Consider the following 21,490-nt stretch of genomic DNA (forward strand, 5'->3'; position numbering starts at 1 on the left):
AGCGATGGTCTAAGGCAGGCAGTTCAGGGCTGCTCTGTTGGGGGCCGTTCCGGCGTCGGACGCCGTCCGGATCAGCGTCGGCGCGTGCTGGTGCGCTCTACCAATTTGGTGTCCAGCAGATGGTTCGAAGGCGGACTGGCAGGCGGCGTGGCAAGTCCTGAGCGATGAAGTCTTTCAATCAGCAGGTTGGCCGCGAACGCGCCCTGGCCGGCCAGCGGCTGGGCAATTATGGTCAGGCCCAGGAACCAACTCATCTGATGATCGTCTATTCCTATGATGGACACGTTTTCCGGCGCTGACAAACCGAGCTCCCGCATGGCCATGAGCGCACCGCAGGCCGTCTCGTCGCAACCGGCGAAGACCGCGGACGGCATCCCGGGGTTTTCCACAGGCTCCACCATGGCCAGCCGGCCGCCTTCGATGCTGGAGCCGGCGTCGAGCACGAGGTCCGGAGGAGACGGTGCAGCTGGAGAGTCCGGGGAGCGCGGGGACGTGCTGGATTCTCACGCGCGGGGTATTGGCCTGCGGCACGGGCTCAGCCCTTTCTTCCCCCCGAAGTAGTGGGCCCGGTGTTCATGGCCGAGGTCGATTGTAAGCGCTTACATATTTGGCATGCAAGTGGATGATTCTGAGTTTGGCAGCGGAGCGGGAACGGGTTGGCAGGCCTGCTTGGCCGTGGGTTGGCGGGACCGGCGGGTGTCTTGGTCAGCGCCCCGTCAGCGCACGGTCAGCACAGGACGTAGCGCCTTGGTCAGCGCCCGGTCAGCGCAGGACGTAGTGCCGCAGGAACGCGCTGACGTCCACGAGTTCGGCCTTCGAGATCGTGTGGCCCATGCCCGGATAGGTCCTGGCTGTGAGCTGGGTATTCCGGTTCAGCCAAGCCTCGGTGTGCTCGGTAGCGGCGTCGTTGATGACGACGTCGCCCTTGTCCCGGCCCCAAAAGAACGGCGGCCGGGCGGTGAACGATTCACTCATCGCCAGCAGTTCGTTGTCCAGGACAAAACCCGAGAGCCCCACAGCTGCGCGGAATTGTTCCGGCCGGAGCCGCAGGAGCGTGCTGGCCATCGCCATCCCCTGCGAAAATCCGAACAGGCTGACGCTGCTGTGCCGGGCTTTGACCGACTCGATCCAGGCGAAGACCGCGTTCGTGGAGGCGATGACGTCGGCAAAGTCATGGGTGAGGAAATAGTCCAGCAGGAACCAGCCGTAGTGGTCTCCAATGTCCTTGGGTCCACGCAGGGCGGCGCAGCTGAACTCGGGCGGCAGGGAAGCGAACAGCTTGGACATGCGGAATTCGTCCGTACCGTAGCCGTGCAGCATCACCAGCAGCGGGGTGCCGCCGCGTTCGTGTTCGGGTTTTGACCAGATCACCGTCTCCATCGGCTCAGCCTATCCAGCACCGCCACGCGTCCCGCCCCACACGAGGCCGCGCTCCGCGGTTTCCGCGGCGGAAGCGGACCTCCGCCCCCCGGATCAGTGGCGCATCCGTCCGGAAAAGGCGCGGCTGGCCGAAACCGGCGCCGAAATTTTCCCCGCGGGGCGGAGGGCGCTTCATTGAAACAGTAGGAGCGGGGTTGTAGCGTGACGCTGGACAGCATGCTTACCATCATCAGTCCGCCCCCCGGGCATCAAGGAGCACGTTATGAGAATCGGTTCCGCAATCTTCCTCATCGCCATCGGCGCCATCCTCGCCTGGGCCGTCACCCCGGGGCTGATCCCCAATGTGAACCAGGCCATGATCGGCTACATCCTGATGGCGGTCGGCGTGATTGGACTCATCGCTTCTCTCGTCCTCGCCGGCCCAGGACGCGGCCGCACGCGCCGGGTCAGCGAAAGCCGCACGGTAGTGGACCCCAACACCGGCGAGACCATCACCCGCAATGAGAGCCGCGACGCAGGCATCTGAGATTTCCCCGCACCCACTGAGCGGCGCGGAATCCAACGACCCGGAAGCCGGGCCGGACCTCGAGGTCGGGCCCGGCTTCCGCCATCCGGGCCCACTACCACCCCAACCGCAGCACATGCCCAGTCCCCGCGGCAGCCCATGGACATATCCCCCAAATGCCCACTCCCCGGCCCGACCACTGGACATGTCCCCAGGCGCCCGGCCCGCAACCACCCCATTCACAGCACATGCCCAGCCCCCGCGGCGGCCCATGGACACATTGCCCAAATGCCCACTCCCTGGTCCGACCACTGGACATGTCCCCCGGCGGAACGCGGCCCGACCACTGGACATGTCCCGCGGCGAAGCCCACCCTTCTGCGTTCATGTGGTTTTTCATTGACAAACCAACAAGAACAAAGATAAAGTCAAATAATTCCACTTCATGTGACGGGAGTCACCGAAGCGGCCAGGGCGCAATTCCAGCTCAACGCACGGCAAGAACAAGAACCAAGTCAGACGCAGTACGCAATGGAGGGTAAGTGTTCGCCGAAGAACGCCAGCAGCTGATCGTGGGGCTCATCTACGCCAGCGGCCGGGCCAGCGTCACGGACCTGGCCGAGCGCTTCAGCATCACCACCGAAACCATCCGCCGGGACCTCGCCGCCCTGGAAGCCTCCGGCAGCGTCCGCCGGGTGCACGGCGGCGCGGTCTCCCCGGACCGCTTCAGCACCACGGAAGAAAGCATCCTGGAACGGACCGTCCAGCGGCAGCCCGAAAAGACCCGGATCGCCGAGGCCGCCCTGGCCCTCATTCCCCAGGGCCTCACCGGCAGCATCCTGATCGACGCCGGCTCCACCACGGAGGCCCTCGCCGAACTCCTGTCCGCCCGGGCCGCCGGAGCCGCCGCGCAGGGCACCGTTGCGGCGTCCGGGTCCGACGCCGAACTCGTCGTCATCACCCACTCCCTGCCCATCGCATCCCGGCTGTCCGGCGGACCCGGGATCGCCCTGCACCTGCTCGGCGGCAAGGTCCGCGGCCTGACCCAGGCCGCCGTCGGCCAGTCCACGGTGGAAGCCGCCCGCCGGATCCGCCCGGACATCGCCTTCATCGGCACCAACGGCATCCATGCAGCCTTCGGGCTGAGCACACCCGATCCTGAAGAAGCCGCCGTCAAGGCTGCCTTCGTCCAATCAGCGCGCCGCATTGTGGTGCTGGCTGACTCCTCCAAGCTGGACGCGGAAACGCTGGTCCAGTTCGCCTCGTTGAAAGATCTGGACACCGTGATCACAGACTCGCAACCCAGCCGGGAACTCGCCGACGCCCTTGCGGAAGCCGGAGTGGAGGTGGTGGTCGCGTGATTGTCACCCTCACCGCCAACCCCAGCCTGGACCGCACCGTGGCGCTGCCCGGCCCCCTCCTCCGCGGGGAAGTTCAGCGGGCCATCTCCGTCCGCCAGGAATCCGGCGGCAAGGGAGTCAACGTCTCCCGCGCCCTCGTCGCGTCGGGGCTGAAGACAGTCGCCGTTCTCCCCGGCGCCGAGGCCGACCCCGTCCTCACCGGCCTGCGGGAGACCGACGTTCCGTTCGCGGCCCTGCCGATTGGCGAGCCGCTGCGCAGCAACGTGGCCCTCACCGAGCCCGGCGGCGTCACCACCAAGATCAATGAACCCGGACCGGCCCTCAGCGAGGAGCAGCAGGAGGCCCTGATCAGCCTGCTGCTGGACCACGCCCGCGGTGCCGCCTGGGTAGTCCTGGCCGGCTCGCTCCCACCCGGGGTCCCGGCCGACTTCTACGCAACCGTCACCCGGCGGCTGCGGTCCCTGTTCGACGGCGAGGCCGCACCACGGGTCGCCGTCGATTCATCCGGCGAACCCCTCGCCGCAGCGGTCTCCGGCGACACCTCGGGAAAACCGGACCTCTTAAAACCCAACGCCGAGGAACTGGTGGAACTGGCTGCCGCAGCCGGTTTCGCCACGAACAAGTCCGCCGAGGAGCTCGAAGCGGACCCGGAGGCTGCAGCAGCCGCCGCCTCCGCCGTCGTGCGCTCCGGAGTGGGTGCCGTACTGGCCACCCTCGGCTCCAAGGGTGCCGTTCTTGTGACGGCCGACGGCGCGTGGCTGGCCACGCACCCGCCGGTCACCGCGGTCAGCACTGTCGGCGCCGGCGATTCCTCGCTGGCCGGATACCTGCTCGCATCCAGCCAGGGCGCCGCCCCGGTCGATTGCCTCCGTCAGGCGGTGGCCCATGGTGCCGCCGCCGCTTCCCTGCCTGGCTCCACTGTCCCGGCAGTCAACCAAACCACCCCTGATGCCGTAACCATCACGGCCCTCCGGAAGGATTGACAGTGACACAGCTCATTACCACCGAACTGGTCGAGCTCGACCAGAATCTGGGCAGCTCGCCCGAGGACGTGATCCGGCATCTGGCAGGCAGGGTTGCAGCCACCGGACGCGCCACCGAGGCCGAAGGGCTTTTCGCCGACGCCTTCGCCCGGGAATCCAAGACCGCCACGGGCGTCCCGGGCGGCATCGCGATCCCGCACTGCCGCTCGACGGCGGTCACCGAACCCACGCTGGCGATGGCGCGGCTGTCCCAGCCGGTCGACTTCGGCGCCAAGGACGGGCCCGCGGACATCATCTTCTTCATCGCCGCTCCCGAGGGCGCGGACCAGGACCACTTGAAGCTGCTTTCGAAGCTGGCGCGGTCGCTGATCAAGAAGGACTTCACGGCCAGCCTGCGCGCCGCGACCTCCGAGGCGGAAATTGTCGACCTCGTCGACGCCGCCCTGGCGGACAAGCCGGCCGCCCACACCGCTGCAGAAGCGACCGGCGCCGCATCCGCGGCCGGCGCCTCAACCGCGGCGGCCGCAACCGGTGAAGGTGCCGGCGCGGCGAAGGCCAAGGGGCCTAAGCGCCTCGTCGCCGTCACCGCGTGCCCCACCGGCATCGCCCACACCTACATGGCCGCCGACTCGCTCGTCGCCGCGGCCAAAGAGGTCGGCGTGGACCTGCAGGTCGAAACCCAGGGATCCTCCGGCGCCAAGGCACTTGACCCCGCCGTGATCGCCGCCGCCGATGCCGTGATCTTCGCAGTGGACGTGGACGTGCGCGGCAAGGAGCGCTTCGCCGGCATGCCGGTGATCAACGCGCCGGTCAAGCGCGGCATCGACGAACCGGACAAGATGGTCGCCGAGGCACTCGCCGCAGCGGACAACCCGCACGCCCACCGCGTGCCCCACTTCGGCGCCGAGGAGCAGGCTGAGATGGCCGCCGAGGAAAAGAGTGAGCACATTGGCACGAAGCTGAAGAAGGCCCTCCTGACCGGTGTCAGCTACATGATCCCGTTCGTGGCTGGCGGCGGTCTGCTGATCGCCCTCGGCTTCCTGCTGGGTGGCTACAACATCACCGCCTTCGCGGACAAGATCCTGGCGGAGAACAGCCTCACGAACTTGCCTACCGTGTACCCGGAGCTGGCCTGGGGCCCGCTGGGCGCCTACCTGGGGGCCGTGCTCTTCAAGATCGGCGCCCTGTCCCTGGGCTTCCTCGTGCCCGCGCTGGCCGGCTACATCGCCTACGCCATTGCTGACCGGCCCGGCATCGCCCCGGGCTTCGTTTCCGGCGCCGTTGCCGTCTTCATGGGTGCCGGGTTCCTCGGCGGCATCGTGGGCGGCCTGATCGCCGGCTACGTGGCCCATTCGATCGGCAAGCTTAAAGTGGCCCGCTGGCTGCGCGGCCTGATGCCGGTGGTCGTTATCCCGCTCGTGGCGTCGCTCGCGGCGTCGGGCCTGTTGTTCGTGTTCCTGGGCGCTTACATCGCCCGGGTCACTGTCGGGCTCAACGAGTTCCTGTCCGGCCTCACCGGTGCCAGCGCCATCGCCCTGGGCGTCATCCTGGGCCTGATGATGTGCTTCGACCTCGGCGGTCCCGTCAACAAGGTTGCCTATTCCTTCGCAGTCGCCGGCCTGGGCGCAGCCTCCATCACCAACCAGGCCCCGTGGCAGATCATGGCGGCCGTCATGGCCGCCGGCATGGTCCCGCCGCTGGCCATGGCGTTGGCCGCGACCGTGCTGAACAAGAGGCTCTTCAGCCTTGCGGAACAGGAAAACGGCAAGGCTGCCTGGCTGCTGGGGGCCTCCTTCATCACCGAAGGCGCCATCCCGTTCGCCGCCGCGGACCCGCTCCGCGTCATCCCCGCCAGCATGCTCGGCGGCGCCGTGACCGGTGCCATCTCGATGGCGGCCGGCGTGGGCTCGAAGGCCCCGCACGGCGGAATCTTCGTCTTCTTCGCGATCGATTCGTTCCTGTGGTTCTGCATCGCCATTGCGGCCGGTACCGTTGTCGGCGCCTTCGCCGTGATCGGGCTCAAGCGCTGGGCAGTCAAGAAGCCGGTTGATACGGTGGAAACGGTTCCCGTAGCCGCCTGAACCGGGACGATTTTCCAAGCAGATACTCACAGCTGACAAACACCCAAGCTGACTTCAAGGAGCAGAAATGACCGAACGTAACGCCACCATTGCCAGCCGGGTCGGGCTGCACGCCCGTCCGGCCGCCATCTTCGCCGAGGCTGCAGGCGAGTTCGACAACCTCGAGATCACGATTGCCCGGCTGGGCGAGCCCGAGGACGAGGCGATGGACGCCGCCAGCATCCTGTCGCTGATGAGCCTCGGCGCATCGCACGGCGAAGTTGTGGTGTTGCGTGCCGAAGGTGAGGGCGCCGACGCCGCACTTGACCGCCTCGTGCAGATCCTTGAGACGGATCACGACGCCGAATAGCCTCACCTTCCGGCCCCGCGCCGGAACACCGGCAGCTTCAGTTGGCCCGGCCGCCCCCGATCAGGGGCCGGCCGGGCCTTCGCGTTACCCTGCCGCTTAGTTCAGAAGCAACGCGGGGTCATTTACGGCCCATTCCGGTGGGGTACTTGGGCGCTAAGTGACCCCGCGTTGCTCTGGCGGCGGACCGTCGGGGCAACTTTTATAAGCGTTTCATAAGGGGCCTTAGCAAATGCTTGTCACGGCCCCGCGGCGCGGATAGTTTGGAATCCCCCGCGGCACCGACCGCGGGACGCCGCTCAGGTGGTTCCCGGCCGAAGGAGATGATCGCGCAGCCATGCCAACGACGAAAGGCAAGCCACAAGGCTCAGAGAGCCCCAGCATCAAGGACCCCGAGCTCTATGAGAAGTTGCTCGAGGACGGCGCCTCCAAGCAAAAAGCCGCCAGGATCTCCAACGCCGCCGCCAAGCGGGGCCGTTCGTCGGTCGGCCGCAAGGGCGGCAAGGCCGGAGACTACGAGGACTGGACAGTGCCGCAGCTGAAGGCACGCGCCAAGGAGATCGGCCTCAAAGGCTACTCGGCCAAGAAGAAGATCGAGCTCATCTCCGCCCTGCGGAACTCCTGATTAACGTGCACGACGGCGCCAGCCGGCATCCGGGCTCAGGCACGCTTTCGCGCCGTCTTCGACGCCGTCACTTTAGGCGCCGCTTCAGTCTTGGAAGCCGCGGCAGCCTTGGAACCGTTCCTGGCTGCCGCCGTCTTGGTGGCCGTGGATTTAGTGCCTGTGGCATTGGCTGCCGCCGTCTTGGCGGAGGTCCTCGGGGCGGCCTTCGCAGCAGAACCGGAGCCCCCGGCAGGAGTCTCCGCCGGCCCGCCGCCGCGCTTTTTCTCGATGCTGCGCTTGAGGGCTTCCATCAGGTCGATAACTTCGCCCTCGCCGGCCTCGGCGGGGGCGCCGAAGGTCTCCTCCGTGTCCAGCGACTCCCCCTTGTCCAGCTTGGCCTCAATCAGCTGACGCAACTGCTCCTGGTAATCGTCCGTGAACTGGTCCGGCTCAAAGTCGGAGGCCATCGAGTCAACCAGGGCCGCGGACATCTCGCGTTCCTGCGCCGAGATCCGGATGGAGGTCTCCAGTGCGGGAAAGCTGGCCTCGCGGACCTCGTCGGCCCACAGCAGCGACTGCAGCACCAGGACCTCGTCGCGAATCCTCAGCGCGCCAAGCCGGGTCTTGTCCCGGAGCGCGAACTGCACAATTGCCACCCGGTCCGTGTCCTCGAGGGCGCGCCGCAGCAGCACATAGGCCTTGGGCGACTTGGAGTCGGGTTCAAGGTAGTAGCTCTTTTCAAACATCATCGGATCGAGCTGGTCGACCGGAACGAACTGGACCACTTCGATTTCGTGGCTGTTTTCCGCCGGAATGGACTTGAGCTCGTCGCGCGTCAGGACCACCGTGCGGCCGTCGTCCTCGTAGGCCTTGTCGATGTCCTCGTAGTCGACGATCTTGCTGCAGACCTCGCAACGGCGCTGGTAGCGGATCCGGCCGCCGTCGGCGTTGTGGACCTGGTGGAGGCTGATGTCGTGGTCCTCGGTGGCGCTGTAGACCTTGACCGGCACGTTGACCAGCCCGAACGCTATTGCGCCTTTCCAGATGGCTCTCATGGATCAAGTGAACATCACAGTTGCGCGGAGGTGAAGGGTTTTGCCCAACGGTAAGGAACGCGTCCGCGTGGACGGGCGCGAACTGGTGCTCACCAACCTGGAAAAAATCATGTACCCGGAGACGGGCACCACCAAGGCCGACGTCCTGGCCTACTACGCCACCGTCGCGCCGGTGCTGATCCCCGCCGCCCGCAACCGGCCGGCCACGCGGAAGCGCTGGGTCCACGGCGTCGGGACCGCAGATGCCCCGGGAGAGATGTTCTTCCAGAAGAACCTGGACCATTCAACGCCCGGCTGGGTGCCCCGTGCCGCCATCACGCACAAGGACCGGACCATCCAATATCCCCTGGTCAATGATCCCGCCACCCTCACCTGGCTGGCCCAGATCGCGGCCCTGGAGATCCACGTGCCGCAGTGGCGGGTTGACTCCCACGGCAACGCCATGCCGCCCGACCGGCTGGTGCTGGACCTGGACCCGGGCGAGGGCGCGGGACTGGCGGAGTGCGTGGAGGTGGCCAGGCTGGCCCGCACCATCCTGCAGGACGTCGGCCTGGACCCCGTACCGGTGACGAGCGGCAGCAAGGGCATCCACCTCTACGCGGCCCTGGACGGGTCCCAGAGCTCGGACCGGATTTCCGACTTCGCCCGCGAACTGGCCCGCTCGCTCGAGGCAGACCACCCGGATCTCGCCGTCAGCGACATGAAAAAGACCCTGCGCACGGGCAAGGTGCTGGTGGACTGGAGCCAGAACAACGCCGCCAAGACCACGATCGTGCCGTACTCGCTGCGCGGCCGGCTCCGGCCGACGGTGGCCGCCCCGCGGACATGGCGGGAACTCAGCTCCGCGTCGCTGCACCAGCTGGATTTCCAGGAGGTGATGAAGCGCGTCGCAGCCGGCAAGGATCCGTTCGCCCCGGTTTCCGGCGGCCGGCACGGCGCCGGAGCCCCGGCGGCGCACGCGCCGGACCGCCGGGTGGACCACCGGGACGTCCACCTGCCCGGAGGGCGGGCCGAAATCTCTCCCGAGCCGGCCGGCGACGGCGGCGACACCGATCCGCGGCTGGAAAAGTACCGCACCAAACGGGACAGGTCGGCCACTCCCGAGCCCTTCACCGCGGACCGTCACCACGCCGGGGACGACGGCGGGACACGGCGGGAGAAGTTCGTCATCCAGGAGCACCACGCCAGCCGGCTCCACTACGACTTCCGGCTGGAACGCGACGGCGTGCTGGTGTCCTGGGCGCTGCCCAAGGGCGTCCCGACCAGCAAAACCAAGAACCACCTCGCGGTCCAGACCGAGGACCACCCGCTGGACTACGCCGACTTCGAGGGTGACATTCCCAAGGGCCAGTACGGCGCCGGGACGGTCAGCATCTGGGACCACGGACACTACGAATGCGAAAAATGGATCGCGGGCAAGGAGGTCATCGCCACCCTGACCGGCGCGGAGGGCGGCGGCCTCGGCGGACCGCGCAGGTTCGCCCTGATCCACACCGGCCGGGCCGATGACCAGTGGCTGATCCACCTGATGGACCCTGCGGGCCCGCAAGGCCGTCCCGGCCCGCGGCCCCCGGCCGGCACAGCGGACAACCCGGCCGGCACGGCGGAGCATACCGAGAAAGACACTGACGAGGCCGCGGACGACGGCGGGGAGGACGGCTCAGCGGACGGCCGCGGCCACCGCGAGGGCGGAGCGGAAACCGCCGCCGGCACCGAACGTGCCCCCGACGCCTCCGGATTCAGCCCGATGCTGGCCACATCCGGGACCCTGGCGGACCTTCCGGACCTGGACTGGCAGATCGAGCTCAAGTGGGACGGGGTGCGGGCCCTGGTGATCGGCGACGCAACGACAGTCCGGCTCATCAGCCGCAATGGCATCGACATGTCAGTGAGTTACCCCGAGCTGACGGACCGGTCCTCCTGGCCGGAGCAGGGCTTCGTCGCCGACGCCGAGATCATCGCCGTCGGCCGCTCCGGCCGGCCCGACTTCGGGCTGCTGCAGGGCCGGATGAAACTGAGCAGGGCCGCCGACGTCGCCCGGGCGCAGCAGTCGACGCCCGTGCGGCTGATGCTGTTCGATCTGCTCTTCGACGCCGGCGAGGACCTGCGGCGCCGGCCGCTGAGTGAGCGGCGCCGCCGGCTGGAGCAGTTTTTCCGCCCTTCCGCCGCCCCGGTGGAGCTTTCCGGCGTGATCGATGGCGACGTCGCGCACATCCTGGAAAGCGCCGCCGAGCTCGGACTCGAGGGGGTCATGGCCAAGCGCACGGACGGGCGCTACGTCGGCCAGCGCAGCCGGTCCTGGCTCAAGCTCAAGGTTGAACGGACCCAGGAGGTGGTGGTGGGCGGCTGGCGGCCCGGGAAAGGGGGGCGCCGGGAATCCGTGGGCTCGCTGCTGCTGGGGATTCCGGACGGCTCGAAACTACGTTATGTGGGCCGGGTGGGCAGCGGCTTCAGCACCCGTGAACTCAAGGAACTCAGGCAACAACTCGACGCCCTGCCACGGAAGACCTCCCCGTTCCGGGACGTGCCGGACGCTGACGCGGCAGACGCCAACTGGGTGAGCGCAAAACTCGTCGGCGAGGTCACCTTCGGGGAATGGACCGGCAGCGGGAAGCTCCGGCACCCGGTGTGGCGCGGCTGGCGCCTGGATAAGGCGCCAGCCGACGTCGTGGCTGACCCTGCCGCCGGCCCCTAGTCGTGTGGGGCCAGCGGTGATGGGGCTAGTCGTGGTGGGGCAGCTGCGGACGGCTTTGCCGGTGCATGGCGCCGGCGGCCATCTGCTGGCCCTGCCGCCCGCGGGCCGTGTCGCGGTCCTTGGGGTGCCGCTGCTTGCCGCTGCCGTCCGGCCATTGCTGTCCCTGGCCGGGCCCGGGGGGAGCGTGGTGCAGGGCCTCGGGTCCCGGGGCTTCAGCCATGGACTGCGCCAGATGGCTCGCGACCTCGGGCTCGATTTCTTCTCCGAACTGATGATCCGCCATTGATCTTCCTTTCCGCTGTAATTAACCGCTGTGAAATGAAGTGTCCATCAATCGTAGGACTGCCCCGGGGAGATGTCTGTAGCGCCCCCCGTCGGACTTTCCGTCGGCCCGAATCCCGTCGGAAACCCCCGCAATCGAGGGCTGGCGCGGAAAATTTTGGGCGCGGCGCCGCGGGGATGGCCGGTTCCCAGTATCCGCGCGGCGAAAGCGGGCAAAAGAAATTAGTGAATTGCCCCCAATTTGCACCCGAAATGGGCGATCATACGGCACGCAACTCGGAAACTCCAGAGAATTCCCGTAAAATTGAAGGCCTGCCCAGAGCGGGGCAGCTACAAGTCGCAAGCAAATGATCTCCCTAGGAGCTTCCCAAATGCCCACAGACCGAAGCACGACCGACTCTTCAGCAGGCGTCATCGACGCCAGCAGAACCAACCAAGGCGCACCCAAGGGTGTGAAGAAACCGAAGCTACGTCGCCGTCGACTCCGCGAGTCCGACGTCAACGTTGTCGACCAGCCGATGCTCAAGAAGGCACTCGGCGGCACCATCGTGGGTAACACCATGGAGTGGTACGACGTCGGCGTGTTCGGCTACCTGATCACCACCATGGGACCGGTATTCCTGCCGGAGGCGGACAAGTCCGTCCAGACCCTGTTCCTGCTCGGAACCTTCGCCGCCACCTTCATCGCCCGCCCCCTCGGCGGAGTCGTGTTCGGCTGGCTTGGCGACAAGATCGGCCGCCAGAAGGTCCTCGCCGCGACCCTGATGATCATGGCCGCCAGCACCTTCGCCGTCGGGCTCCTGCCCGGCTACGCACAGATCGGCATCTGGGCTGCGGTTCTGCTGGTCCTGTTCAAAGTTATCCAGGGCTTCTCTACCGGCGGTGAATACGCCGGCGCCACGACCTTTGTGAGCGAGTACGCCCCTGACAAGCGCCGCGGATTCTTCGCCAGCTTCCTGGACATGGGCAGCTACCTCGGTTTCGCCCTTGGCGCGGCCCTCGTTTCGGTGCTGCAGCTGACCCTCGGCCAGGACACCATGGAGCAGTGGGGCTGGCGCATCCCGTTCCTCCTTGCCGGCCCGCTCGGCCTGATCGCCGTGTACTTCCGGAGCAAGATCGAGGAATCCCCGCAGTTCCAGGCAACCCTGGATGCCCAGGAGAACCTCGCAAAGGACGCAACCGCCTCGGACACCACAGCCTCCAAGGGCCCGGTGGGCATCGTGAAGGCGTACTGGCGCTCCCTCATCGTCGCGATGATCCTGGTCGCGGCAGCAAACACCGCCGGCTACGCACTGACCTCCTACATGCCGACGTACCTGACGGAGTCCAAGGGCTACGACGAGCTGCACGGCACGCTGCTGACCATCCCCGTGCTGGTCATCATGAGCCTCTGCATCCCGCTGACCGGCAGGCTTTCTGACCGGATCGGCCGCCGCCCCGTGCTGTGGATCGGCGCCATCAGCACCGTCGTCCTCGCCACCCCCGCCTTCCTGCTGATCGGCATCGGTGAAATCTGGTCCACGCTGGCCGGCCTTTCCCTGATTGCCTTCCCCGTGACGTTCTACGTGGCCAACCTGGCGTCGGCCCTGCCGGCCCAGTTCCCGACGGCCAGCCGCTACGGCGCCATGGGCATCGCGTACAACTTCTCTGTGGCCATCTTCGGCGGCACCACGCCGTTCATCGTTGCCGCCCTGATCAGCGCAACCGGCAACGACATGATGCCGGCCTACTACCTGATGGCCACCTCGGCGATCGGCGCAGTAGCGATCTACTTCCTCAAGGAATCCGCCCAGATGCCGCTGCCCGGCTCCATGCCGAGCGTGGACACCCAGGCTGAGGCCCGCGAACTGGTCGCGACGCAGGACGAGAACCCGCTGATCGACCTCGAGCACATGGACATGCCCATGGTCGCACCGGCCGTCGATTCCACCGCAGGGCGCGGGGAAGCCGAGAAAGTCCCGGCCACAGCCTAAGCCTGCCGGTCCGCCCGGACCGGCAGCAGCAGTCCAGGCTACGTAGCTGACAGCCCCGCCCTTTGAGGCCTGCCCGGATGCTTACCCGTTGGGGGACGCATCCGGGCAGGCCTTAGGCGTGTCCGAACCACTATCAGCACCCGGGCCCCGCGAACCCCCGGGCCCCCGGGAACCGGGAACCGGGAAAACCACTGAAACCACAGGAACCGGAGAGGCAATCGTGATGTCCCTGCTGCACCACATCCGTTCGCTGCACAGCCTGGCCCCGGCCAACAAGGACCACGTGTCGGCTTGGCGGGTGGCGATCAGCGTGGCCGTTCCGTCCCTGGCGCTCCTGGCGGCCGGTCGCCCCGGGCTGGCGGGCTACGCCGTTTTCGGCGCGCTGACCGGCATGTACGGCCGCACCGAGCCTCACCAGCTCCGGCTCCGGCATCAAGGCCAGGCGGCTGTCCTTTTAGTTGCCGGCGTAGGAGTCGGCGTCTTCCTCTCGGCCCACCACATTCATTCGTGGGCCCTGGTGATCATTGAGGCCGCGTTCGCCGGCGTGGGCTCGCTGTTCACGGACAAGACGGCCCTGAAACCCGCCGGTCCCTTCTTCGGGATCCTGGCCCTGGGCGCGTGCGCCTCCGTTCCCGCCGCCGTCCCCTGGCACACGGGCGTTCTCATCGCCGCGGGATCGGCCGCGTTCTCCATCATGGTCGGCTTTGGCGGCTGGTTTGTCGGCCGCACCTGGCAGCGCGGGAGGCGGCGGGACGTCACAGTGCTGCGCGGGGCCGGGCGCCGGGCGGCGTGGCTGCATGCCGCCCGCTACGTCACCGCTGTCGGCGGCGCCGGGACCCTGGGGGTCCTCAGTGGCAGCGGCCACCCGCACTGGGCCATGGCCGCGGCGGCGGTGCCGCTTGCCGGTGCGGACCTGCCCAGCAGCGTGTACCGCGGCGTCCACCGGATCGTCGGGACACTGGGCGGTCTCGTGGTGGTCGCGGCGGTCCTGTTCCCGTGGCCGGGGTCACCGCTGCTGGCCTTCCCCGGGCAGGAGGCCGCCGTCCTGGTCTGCCTCGTGATCGTGTTGCAGTTCAGCACCGAGCTGTTCATGACCCGGCACTACGGCCTTGCCATGGTCTCCTTCACCCCGGTGATCCTGCTGGTCGGACAGCTTGCCGCGCCGGCCGATCCCGCCGTGCTGGTGACCGAACGGGCCGTCGAAACACTCGTGGGCGCCGCCGTCGGGATCGCCGTCGTCGTACTGATCCGCCGACGGCGCCTGGCCGCCCGCTGATGTACCCGGTGGCTACTTGGCGCGCCGCGCCGGCCCGGCGATGAGCTTTGAGGGCAGCACCCGCGAAACCGAGGTCAGGACTTTGTAGCGCTTGCTGGGGATCGAGACGGCCTTGCCCTTGGCGTTGTCCGCCAGTCCCTCGCTGACCACTTGCCGGGCCTCGAGCCACATCCAGCGCGGCGTCGCCGTCTTGTCCATCCCCATCCGGTCGTGGAACTCGGTGTGGGTGAAGCCGGGGCACACGGCGGTGACCTTCACCCCGCGCGCCGCATAGGCCATGTTGGCCGAGCGCGAGAAACTCAGCAGCCAGGCCTTCGCTGCGGAATAGGTGCCGCGGGGCAGGAAGGCCGCCACGCTGGCGACGTTGATGATCCTGCCGGACTGGCGCCCGAGCATGCCTTGCAGGGCGGCGTGGCTGAGCTCCATGGCGGTTTCGACATGGAGCTTCAGGTGTTTCTTCTCCTCGGCAATGTCGTTGTCCTCGAAGGGCCGCAGCAGGCCGATTCCCGCGTTGTTGACCAGGATCTCCACCGGCCGCGCGGGGTCGGTCAGGCGCGCGACGACGGCGGCAATCCCTGCGTCGTCGGTCAGGTCCGCGGCGATCGTCTCCGTCGCGGTCCCGTAGCTGTTCTCCAGCTCCGCAGCGGTGGCCGCGAGGCGGCCGGCGTCGCGGGCCACGAGCACCACGCGGTGGCCCTGCTCGGCGAGCTGGCGGGCGAACTCGGCGCCAAGGCCCGCCGTCGCGCCCGTGACCATGGCTGTGCTGCCGGATGTAGAGGCTGTTTGAGGGTTCATAGCGACAGCCTAGTCTCGTCCCGGCTCAGGCCAGGGCCGTGTCCTGCGCCAGTTCGTCCCCTGCCGGGTCACCGTCATCGAGCAGGTGGCGGTTTTGAAGCTCTTCGGCCGCAAGCTCGTACCAGGTGTGCGCCCCGAAAGAGGGGCTGCTGGTGTCGAGGTGGCGGTAGAGAGCGTCCGCGAGCCGGCACAACGCCGTGTCGGACAGTGCCCGGACCGTGGCCACAGGATCCAGCGTTCCCTCGAAGTACTCCGAAAGCGCCAGCCCGTCGATGGAGCCAAGGTCGCTGGCGCCGCCGGTTTCCGCGGCCAGCGGGCTGTTGGCCTCCCCCAGCCCGGAGTCGGATCCGGAGCCGGGCCCGACGTCGAGCAGTCCGGCAGCTTCGCTGTCTCCGTTCCCGGCGACGGCAACGGGGGCCGGGCGGTCGTCGGTGTCGAGTCCGGCGAGGACTTCGGCGTCGGCGCCGACGTGCACGAGGCAGATTGGCAGCACCGCCGGCTCGTCGAGGGTGAAACGAAGCGGTCCGGACTCTGCGGAGCCCCCGGCATCGGGAGAGGGCAGGTGTCCGGCATCAGCGAGACGCCGGAGATCCAGCAGCACCTCAGGGTCCAGGTGGGAGGCGCCGTGGAGATCGATGACCACGGCGGCGCCCGGTTCGAGGCGGCAGGCGCGGCGCACGATGTGCAGGAGGGTTGCTGAGTCAGACTGGGTAACGCAGCCGGTAATTTCGAGGGTGACCTGTGCGGGATCGACGTCCACCCGGACAAGCACACGCAGTTTATGGTTCATGGGGTACTCCAAAGTCACCTGTCCAAGAGCCAACTGCATAACTCTGGTCAAACTTTACGAGGTTGGTCCGCTGCCCACAAGCGGGCAGGCCGATGACTCCGTTCCGGCTCCCGCGCCAGGCGCTCAGGCTCCCTCTGGGACCCGCTCCGGCCAGTCCACATACTGGTGGTACGACTCATGTTTGCGCAGGTAGCGGTACATGAACGGGCAATTCGGGATGATCCGCTTGCCGGAGGCAACCACGTCATCGAGGGCGAAGTGCGCCAGCACTTTGGCGAGCCCTTGGCCCTGGAACTGCTCTGCGGTATCCGTGTGGATAAAGTCGATATGGCCCGGCCTGTCGATGAAGCGCACCTGGACGGCCAGCTTCTCGCCGACACGGAGTTCGTAACGGTGCAGCTCGTCGTTCCGGGTGGTGGAGACGTCCGGGGTGAAGGTGTCTTCCGTGGTTGCCGAGTTCTCCGTCATGGTTCGACATTGGCACTTAATGGCGGGCGTGGCAATGGCGGTTCCGATCCGCCCTGCCCGTCAGGTGGCGTCGTGAGCCGAACCGGAATCCGGCCCAGGAGCACGACGGCGAGCGCGAAGCAGGCGGCACCCCCGCCGAGGAGCCCGGGCGTGAGCCCGGTGAGCGCGGCGTTGACTGCCGGAACAAAAACGGCGACTGCGGCCAGCAGAACGGCGGCCGCCGGCCGGCTCGGCGACGGGCCGGACGCCGTCGGCCGCTCCTCCAGCCTGCCAAACAATGCCACCACCGGCAGCAGCAGGGCGATGACCCCCAACAGCACCACGGGCCGCCCCCACCACCAGGCCGCACTCCCTCCGGCGGGCTGCGGGAAATCCGTCAGCAGCAGCAAACCGGACATCGCCGCCAGCAGGGGCAGATGCCACAGATAAACAGTCATGGACCGCCGGCCGGCCACGCCCATCATCCGGCGCACCCCGGCCACGGACGCGATCCGGGACAGCACCGGCCGGAAGAGCTGGAGGGCGGCGGCCTGCGAGATGCCCAGGAGCAGCAGCGTCACATTGGGCGGATTGAGGTTCACCAGCATGTTCCCGGAATACAGCCCCAGCAGGACTATCAACCCCAGCAGCATGTTGCTGGCAACCATGATGCCCAGGTGCGCCGGCCGGCCCGGCAGCAGCCGCGGGCCATCCGCCACGATGAATCCGAGCTGCTGCACGGCGCACCACAGGAACAGCATGTTCAGGTATGCCAGCAGCGGCAGCACTCCCCGCAGGCAATCGACCGTCACCACCAGGGCGGTGAGGCCGGCGAAGGTCAGCCATGGCGCGCGGGTGTGGAGGGCCGCCAGCCAGGGAAGGTTGAGTTGCGCGGCGAGGTACGCGGCCAGGAACCACAGCGGCATGCCGGCTCCGCTGGTGAGCAGCTCGATGACCTGAGGGTCAACCCCTGCGAGGCGGGCCGCCGACAGGCCAACGAACATGACCGCCAGCAGGACGGCGGCCGGCCGGATCAGGCGCAGCAGCCGGGCCTGCATGAAATCGAAGGCGTTGCCGCCCCTGGCGCGGAGCCGGCGCCAGGACTGCAGCCCGGTGATGCCTCCGGCCACAAAGAACAGCGGCATGATCTGGAAGACCCACACCACTGGTTCAAACCAGTGCTGATCGCCCAAGGTGTTCTCGGAGGTCACGGTGCCGTCCGGGTGCAGGACGGGACTCACCATCATGGTGTGCGCGACCACCACCAATGCCAGGCAAAAGAACCGGACAAGGTCGATCACCGGGTCTCGGTCCGGCATCGGCGCCGGGTCGCCGGTTGGCCGCTGCTGCGCAAGCATGGCACCCCTCGGGAAGACAGGCTGTGTTGCCATCATTGTCGGGCCGCGGCGCCCTGGCTGCCAGAGCAGTATGGCCCGGATGCGCGCCGGCTGCGGGCCATACTGCCCTGGCAGTCACAGTGTCAGCGCGAGAGTGTGGCCAGGGCGGTGGTTGCGAAGGTCCTGGCCGAGGCATTCCACAGGCCCAGCAGTGCCTGGAGGTTCTCGCCGTCGGCCCGGTGCGCTGTGGTCTGTTCCTCAAGGACCGCCAGGACGCCGGTGCGCAGCTCCGTGTTGAAGTTGACCTTGCCCACGTTCATCGCGGCGGCCTTGACCAGTTCCTCAGCCGGAATGCCGGAGGCGCCGTGCAGGACCAGCGGGATCCGGGTCCGCACGGCGATGTCCTGCAGCACGTCCCAGCGCAGCCGGGGCTCCCCTTTGTACTTGCCATGGACATTGCCCACAGCCACGGCGAGCAGCTGCGCCCCGGTGCGGGCCACGAAGTCCTCCACCTGGGCGGAGTCGGTGAGCCCGGCGGGGGCGTCCGCCACTGTGCTGCCTGCGTTATCCGCGGCGTCGGTCCCGAAGGCCCGGTCCTCGTCGCCGGCGAGTCCGCCGAGTTCTGCTTCAATGACGACGTCGGCCCGGCCCTGCGCTGCCAAGGCCGCGCGGACGTTCCGGACCAGGGCGATGTTGTCCTCGTACGGCAGCGAGGACCCGTCGACCAGCACCGAGTCGGCCCCGGCACTGACGGCGTCGGCGATCACCTGCGGGTCGGTGGCATGATCCAGCTGCACCGCAATCGGCACGGAGGCTGCGTCGGCAAGTCCGCGAAGGGCGGCGATCAGCCGCAGCCCGTTGGGCGTTGCCGCGGTCTTCGGTGCGACCAGCAGGATGGCGCCCCGGCCGGATTCCTCGGCCGCCCCCACAACGGCGAGCGCGGTGGTGAAGTCGTAACAGGTGAACGCCGGAACGGCAGAGCCTTGCTGCAGGGCGCCGGTCACCAGGGTGTCCAGTTGGGTACGCATCAGGCGCTCAGTCCCCCCACCAGCATCCAGGCGACGAATGTCAGGGCGAAGCCTGCCAGTCCCAGCACGGTGGTGAGCACGGTCCAGGTCCTGAGGCCGTCGGCGACGGTCAGTCCGTAGTAGCGCACAACCACCCAGAAACCGGCGTCGGTCACGTGGGAGAGGCCGAGGGCGCCGAATCCGATGGCGATCACGATCACGGCGGTCTGCGCCGGCGTGTAGCCGCCGCCGGCGACGGCGGAGGAGAGCAGGCCGGCCGTGGTGACGATCGCGACGGTGGCCGAGCCCTGGGCTGCGCGGAGGGCGAGGGAGATGATGAAACCAAGCAGCAGCAGCGGAACGCCGAGCGTGTCGAGGGATTCGGAGAGAGCCTTGCCGATTCCGCTCACCTGCAGGACGCTGCCGAACACGCCGCCTGCCGCAACAACCATCAGGATGGACGCGATCGGAGGCAGGGCGCCTTCGAAGATTTCGCCGGTTTCTGTCAGCGACCACTGCCGGCGGACGGCCAGGAGGAAGAAGCAGAGCGCAACGGCCACGAGCAGGGCGAAGACGGGGTTGCCCACGAACGCCGCGACGCCGTACCAGAAGTCGTTCTTGTCGATCACCAGGGTGCCGACGGTGCCGAGGAGGATCAGCACGATCGGGGTGGCGATGAGGAAGATGATCAGTCCCGGGCGGGGCGGGGCGATGGCTTTGCTGCCCGGGCCCTCGTGGCCGACGCGGACCATGGTGGCGGAGCCGAACTCGTCCACCTGGGTTTTGACGGCCGGCAGCAGTTCGTAGGTCTTGCGGTTCATGATGGACGCGACCCAGTAGGACAGGAAGCCCAGTGGCACGCAGATCGTCAGCGAGATCAGGGCGATCAGTCCGATGTCGGCGCCGAGCACGCCGGCACCGGCAACAATCCCCGGGTGTGGGGGCACGGCCACGTGGATGGCCAGCATGATGCCGGCCATGGGCAGGCCGAACTTCACCGGGTGGACGTTGGCAATTTTAGCGAAGGCGTAGACGACCGGCACCAGGACAATGATGCCGACCTCGAAGAACACCGGAATCGCGACCAGGAAGCCGACTGCGGTGAGGGCGACGGCCACCCGGGTGGCCCCGAGCTTGGCGGTGAAGTGGTCGGCGAGGGACTGGACGCCGCCGGAGACCTCGATCATCCGCCCCAGGATCGCGCCGAGCGCAATCAGGAGGGCGACCTTGCCCATGGTGCCTCCCACCCCGGCGGCCACCACAGTGAACACGTCCTTTAGCGGGATCTGCGCGGCCACGGCCACCAGGATGCTGACGGTCAGCAGGGCCACGAAGGCCTGGATCTTGAAGCGGATGATCATCACCAGCAGCAGGGCGACGCCGGCCGCCGCGATTGTCAGCAGCAGCGGAGTTCCCAGCTCCACGGCCGGCTTGATGACGGGCGCGTCGGCTGCGCGCACCATCAGGGAATTGAGCAGGGGGGTCATGAAGAGGTGTCTCCTTTGACAGGAAGGTCGCCCAGCGAGTCAGTCGCCGGGAACAGTGGGGTGGGGACCCGGCGACGGCGGAGGGGGGACCGCCGTCGTCGGGGATGGGGGTGGCTGGTTAGGCGGTGCGCCTGGTGGGCGCGACGACCTTGATGACGGCGGAGTCATCGGCGGCGGCGAGGCCCTGGGCCTGGCCAAGGAGGTAGAGCTGCTCGGCGGCGGCGGCCACCGGGGCGGCGAGGCCGGCGGCGCGGGTGGCCTTGCCGACGATCCCCATGTCCTTGACGAAGATGTCCAGCCGGCTGAGGACTTCGGCGCCGTCCTCGGTGTAGGCCTCCAGGATGCGCGGTCCGCGGTTGGAAAGCATGAAGGAACCCGCCGCGCCGGCTTCAAGGGCGGCGAGGGTCTTGGCCTGGTCCAGGCCGAGGGCGTCGGCCAGGGCCATCGCCTCGGCGGCGGCGGCGATGTGGATGCCGCAGAGCAGCTGGTTGACGGTCTTGAGAGCCTGGCCGTCGCCGGGCTTGTCGCCGACCACGGTCAGGGTGGAGGCCAGCAGCTCAAGGGCCGGGCGGGCCTTTTCCTGGGCCTCGGGCGAGGCGCCCACCACGATCAGGAGGTCGCCCTCGCCGGCACGCTTGGGGCCGCCGGACAGCGGGGCATCAACCAGTTCGACGCCGTATTCGGCCAGGCGGTCGACGGCGGCCGGGATGGCCTCGGTGCCCACGGTGCTGCCCAGGATCACGACGGCGCCCGGCTTGAGCACGGAGGCCACGCCGTTCTCGCCGAACAGGACATCGTTTAGCTGTTCACCGTTGCGCACTGCCAGCAGCAGCGCGTCGGCGCCTTTCGAGGCTTCCCGTGCGGAGGCGAAGGTGCGGATGCCGGCCTCTTCAGCCAGCTTCAGGCGCGGTTCGGCGATGTCGAAGCCGTGGACGGTGAGCTCGCTTGCCAGGCGCGTGGCCATGGGCAGGCCCATGGCGCCAAGGCCAAGGACGGTGATGGTGTAGTTGCTGGTCATGGTGTTCTCCATCGAATGACGTGTGGTGCTGGGCCCATACCGGCGAGGGGCCCTGCCTGAGGTTGTGAA

At 67.9% G+C, this 21,490-nt stretch carries 20 protein-coding genes; 9 read left to right on the plus strand and 11 right to left on the minus strand.

Features of this window, described 5'->3' with window-relative positions:
* Positions 1-71: 71 nt before the first annotated feature.
* Complete coding sequence (locus AC1DKN_RS00490) at positions 72-443, minus strand: substrate-binding domain-containing protein (protein ID WP_476870181.1); 372 nt, start codon at positions 441-443, stop codon at positions 72-74.
* A 319-nt stretch (positions 444-762) separates the two neighbouring features.
* Complete coding sequence (locus AC1DKN_RS00495; protein WP_079552210.1) at positions 763-1,380, minus strand: alpha/beta hydrolase; 618 nt, start codon at positions 1,378-1,380, stop codon at positions 763-765.
* 262 nt (positions 1,381-1,642) lie between these two features.
* Here AC1DKN_RS00495 and AC1DKN_RS00500 point away from each other — a divergent pair, with 262 nt between their 5' ends.
* The 6 genes from AC1DKN_RS00500 to AC1DKN_RS00525 all read left to right on the plus strand — a co-directional run bounded on the left by AC1DKN_RS00500 (position 1,643) and on the right by AC1DKN_RS00525 (position 7,280).
* On the plus strand, positions 1,643-1,906 hold the full coding sequence (locus AC1DKN_RS00500; RefSeq protein ID WP_476870182.1) for a DUF6458 family protein: 264 nt from the start codon (positions 1,643-1,645) through the stop codon (positions 1,904-1,906).
* 520 nt (positions 1,907-2,426) lie between these two features.
* Positions 2,427-3,245, plus strand: coding sequence for a DeoR/GlpR family DNA-binding transcription regulator (locus tag AC1DKN_RS00505; protein WP_223914650.1), 819 nt, complete (start codon positions 2,427-2,429; stop codon positions 3,243-3,245).
* Entirely contained in the window at positions 3,242-4,228 is a 987-nt protein-coding gene (locus AC1DKN_RS00510; protein WP_028276591.1) for a 1-phosphofructokinase family hexose kinase, read from the plus strand. Before AC1DKN_RS00505 ends, AC1DKN_RS00510 begins: the two co-directional genes overlap by 4 nt.
* A gap of 2 nt (positions 4,229-4,230) precedes the next feature.
* Positions 4,231-6,309 (plus strand): PTS fructose transporter subunit IIABC, encoded by a 2,079-nt coding sequence (locus tag AC1DKN_RS00515; RefSeq protein ID WP_476856144.1) that lies wholly within the window; start codon positions 4,231-4,233, stop codon positions 6,307-6,309.
* Between the two features lie 67 nt (positions 6,310-6,376).
* A complete protein-coding gene (locus AC1DKN_RS00520; protein WP_018774864.1) occupies positions 6,377-6,658 on the plus strand; it encodes an HPr family phosphocarrier protein in 282 nt (93 codons plus the stop codon).
* Between the two features lie 334 nt (positions 6,659-6,992).
* Positions 6,993-7,280 (plus strand): DUF7218 family protein, encoded by a 288-nt coding sequence (locus AC1DKN_RS00525; protein WP_476870183.1) that lies wholly within the window; start codon positions 6,993-6,995, stop codon positions 7,278-7,280.
* A gap of 35 nt (positions 7,281-7,315) precedes the next feature.
* On the opposite strand, the gene ku is transcribed toward AC1DKN_RS00525, so the two are convergent.
* Positions 7,316-8,314 (minus strand): non-homologous end joining protein Ku, encoded by a 999-nt coding sequence (ku, locus tag AC1DKN_RS00530; protein WP_476870184.1) that lies wholly within the window; start codon positions 8,312-8,314, stop codon positions 7,316-7,318.
* Between the two features lie 109 nt (positions 8,315-8,423).
* Here ku and AC1DKN_RS00535 point away from each other — a divergent pair, with 109 nt between their 5' ends.
* Complete coding sequence (locus tag AC1DKN_RS00535; protein WP_476870338.1) at positions 8,424-11,009, plus strand: ATP-dependent DNA ligase; 2,586 nt, start codon at positions 8,424-8,426, stop codon at positions 11,007-11,009.
* A 25-nt stretch (positions 11,010-11,034) separates the two neighbouring features.
* Here AC1DKN_RS00535 and AC1DKN_RS00540 read toward each other — a convergent pair whose 3' ends face one another.
* Positions 11,035-11,292, minus strand: coding sequence for a hypothetical protein (locus AC1DKN_RS00540; RefSeq protein WP_476870185.1), 258 nt, complete (start codon positions 11,290-11,292; stop codon positions 11,035-11,037).
* A 370-nt stretch (positions 11,293-11,662) separates the two neighbouring features.
* On the opposite strand from AC1DKN_RS00540, the gene AC1DKN_RS00545 reads away from it, so the two are divergent.
* Positions 11,663-13,264 (plus strand): MFS transporter, encoded by a 1,602-nt coding sequence (locus tag AC1DKN_RS00545; RefSeq protein ID WP_476856141.1) that lies wholly within the window; start codon positions 11,663-11,665, stop codon positions 13,262-13,264.
* A 223-nt stretch (positions 13,265-13,487) separates the two neighbouring features.
* Positions 13,488-14,540: an FUSC family protein gene (locus AC1DKN_RS00550; RefSeq protein ID WP_476870186.1), complete on the plus strand. Its 1,053-nt coding sequence runs from the start codon at positions 13,488-13,490 to the stop codon at positions 14,538-14,540.
* Between the two features lie 12 nt (positions 14,541-14,552).
* On the opposite strand, the gene AC1DKN_RS00555 is transcribed toward AC1DKN_RS00550, so the two are convergent.
* From AC1DKN_RS00555 to AC1DKN_RS00585, 7 genes are all read right to left on the minus strand, one after another.
* Positions 14,553-15,335: an SDR family NAD(P)-dependent oxidoreductase gene (locus tag AC1DKN_RS00555; protein ID WP_230008345.1), complete on the minus strand. Its 783-nt coding sequence runs from the start codon at positions 15,333-15,335 to the stop codon at positions 14,553-14,555.
* Positions 15,336-15,360: 25 nt separating this feature from the next.
* The gene (locus tag AC1DKN_RS00560) at positions 15,361-16,125 is read right to left on the minus strand and encodes a hypothetical protein (protein ID WP_230008346.1); all 765 of its coding nucleotides are present in this window, start codon (positions 16,123-16,125) and stop codon (positions 15,361-15,363) included.
* A 123-nt stretch (positions 16,126-16,248) separates the two neighbouring features.
* Positions 16,249-16,593 (minus strand): GNAT family N-acetyltransferase, encoded by a 345-nt coding sequence (locus AC1DKN_RS00565; protein WP_230008347.1) that lies wholly within the window; start codon positions 16,591-16,593, stop codon positions 16,249-16,251.
* Positions 16,590-17,930, minus strand: coding sequence for an acyltransferase family protein (locus AC1DKN_RS00570; RefSeq protein WP_476870187.1), 1,341 nt, complete (start codon positions 17,928-17,930; stop codon positions 16,590-16,592). Before AC1DKN_RS00570 ends, AC1DKN_RS00565 begins: the two co-directional genes overlap by 4 nt.
* A gap of 122 nt (positions 17,931-18,052) precedes the next feature.
* Entirely contained in the window at positions 18,053-18,937 is an 885-nt protein-coding gene (locus AC1DKN_RS00575) for a class II fructose-bisphosphate aldolase (RefSeq protein ID WP_476870188.1), read from the minus strand.
* Positions 18,937-20,403: a GntP family transporter gene (locus tag AC1DKN_RS00580; protein ID WP_223914661.1), complete on the minus strand. Its 1,467-nt coding sequence runs from the start codon at positions 20,401-20,403 to the stop codon at positions 18,937-18,939. The genes AC1DKN_RS00575 and AC1DKN_RS00580 overlap by 1 nt, the downstream gene beginning before the upstream one ends.
* Before the next feature lie 118 nt (positions 20,404-20,521).
* Complete coding sequence (locus tag AC1DKN_RS00585) at positions 20,522-21,421, minus strand: NAD(P)-dependent oxidoreductase (protein ID WP_476849879.1); 900 nt, start codon at positions 21,419-21,421, stop codon at positions 20,522-20,524.
* Positions 21,422-21,490: the final 69 nt, after the last annotated feature.

The organism is Arthrobacter sp. 01N444, from assembly GCF_056399305.1.

Excerpts from the sequence above, each read along its gene's own strand:
- AC1DKN_RS00495 (WP_079552210.1), bottom strand. The coding sequence starts at position 1,380 with ATGGAGACGGTGATCTGGTCAAAACCCGAACACGAACGCGGCGGCACC.
- AC1DKN_RS00500 (WP_476870182.1), top strand. The coding sequence starts at position 1,643 with ATGAGAATCGGTTCCGCAATCTTCCTCATCGCCATCGGCGCCATCCTC.
- AC1DKN_RS00520 (WP_018774864.1), top strand. The coding sequence starts at position 6,377 with ATGACCGAACGTAACGCCACCATTGCCAGCCGGGTCGGGCTGCACGCC.
- AC1DKN_RS00525 (WP_476870183.1), top strand. The coding sequence starts at position 6,993 with ATGCCAACGACGAAAGGCAAGCCACAAGGCTCAGAGAGCCCCAGCATC.
- ku (WP_476870184.1), bottom strand. The coding sequence starts at position 8,314 with ATGAGAGCCATCTGGAAAGGCGCAATAGCGTTCGGGCTGGTCAACGTG.
- AC1DKN_RS00535 (WP_476870338.1), top strand. The coding sequence starts at position 8,424 with ATGTACCCGGAGACGGGCACCACCAAGGCCGACGTCCTGGCCTACTAC.
- AC1DKN_RS00540 (WP_476870185.1), bottom strand. The coding sequence starts at position 11,292 with ATGGCGGATCATCAGTTCGGAGAAGAAATCGAGCCCGAGGTCGCGAGC.
- AC1DKN_RS00545 (WP_476856141.1), top strand. The coding sequence starts at position 11,663 with ATGCCCACAGACCGAAGCACGACCGACTCTTCAGCAGGCGTCATCGAC.
- AC1DKN_RS00550 (WP_476870186.1), top strand. The coding sequence starts at position 13,488 with ATGTCCCTGCTGCACCACATCCGTTCGCTGCACAGCCTGGCCCCGGCC.
- AC1DKN_RS00555 (WP_230008345.1), bottom strand. The coding sequence starts at position 15,335 with ATGAACCCTCAAACAGCCTCTACATCCGGCAGCACAGCCATGGTCACG.
- AC1DKN_RS00560 (WP_230008346.1), bottom strand. The coding sequence starts at position 16,125 with ATGAACCATAAACTGCGTGTGCTTGTCCGGGTGGACGTCGATCCCGCA.
- AC1DKN_RS00565 (WP_230008347.1), bottom strand. The coding sequence starts at position 16,593 with ATGACGGAGAACTCGGCAACCACGGAAGACACCTTCACCCCGGACGTC.
- AC1DKN_RS00570 (WP_476870187.1), bottom strand. The coding sequence starts at position 17,930 with ATGCTTGCGCAGCAGCGGCCAACCGGCGACCCGGCGCCGATGCCGGAC.
- AC1DKN_RS00575 (WP_476870188.1), bottom strand. The coding sequence starts at position 18,937 with ATGCGTACCCAACTGGACACCCTGGTGACCGGCGCCCTGCAGCAAGGC.
- AC1DKN_RS00580 (WP_223914661.1), bottom strand. The coding sequence starts at position 20,403 with ATGACCCCCCTGCTCAATTCCCTGATGGTGCGCGCAGCCGACGCGCCC.
- AC1DKN_RS00585 (WP_476849879.1), bottom strand. The coding sequence starts at position 21,421 with ATGACCAGCAACTACACCATCACCGTCCTTGGCCTTGGCGCCATGGGC.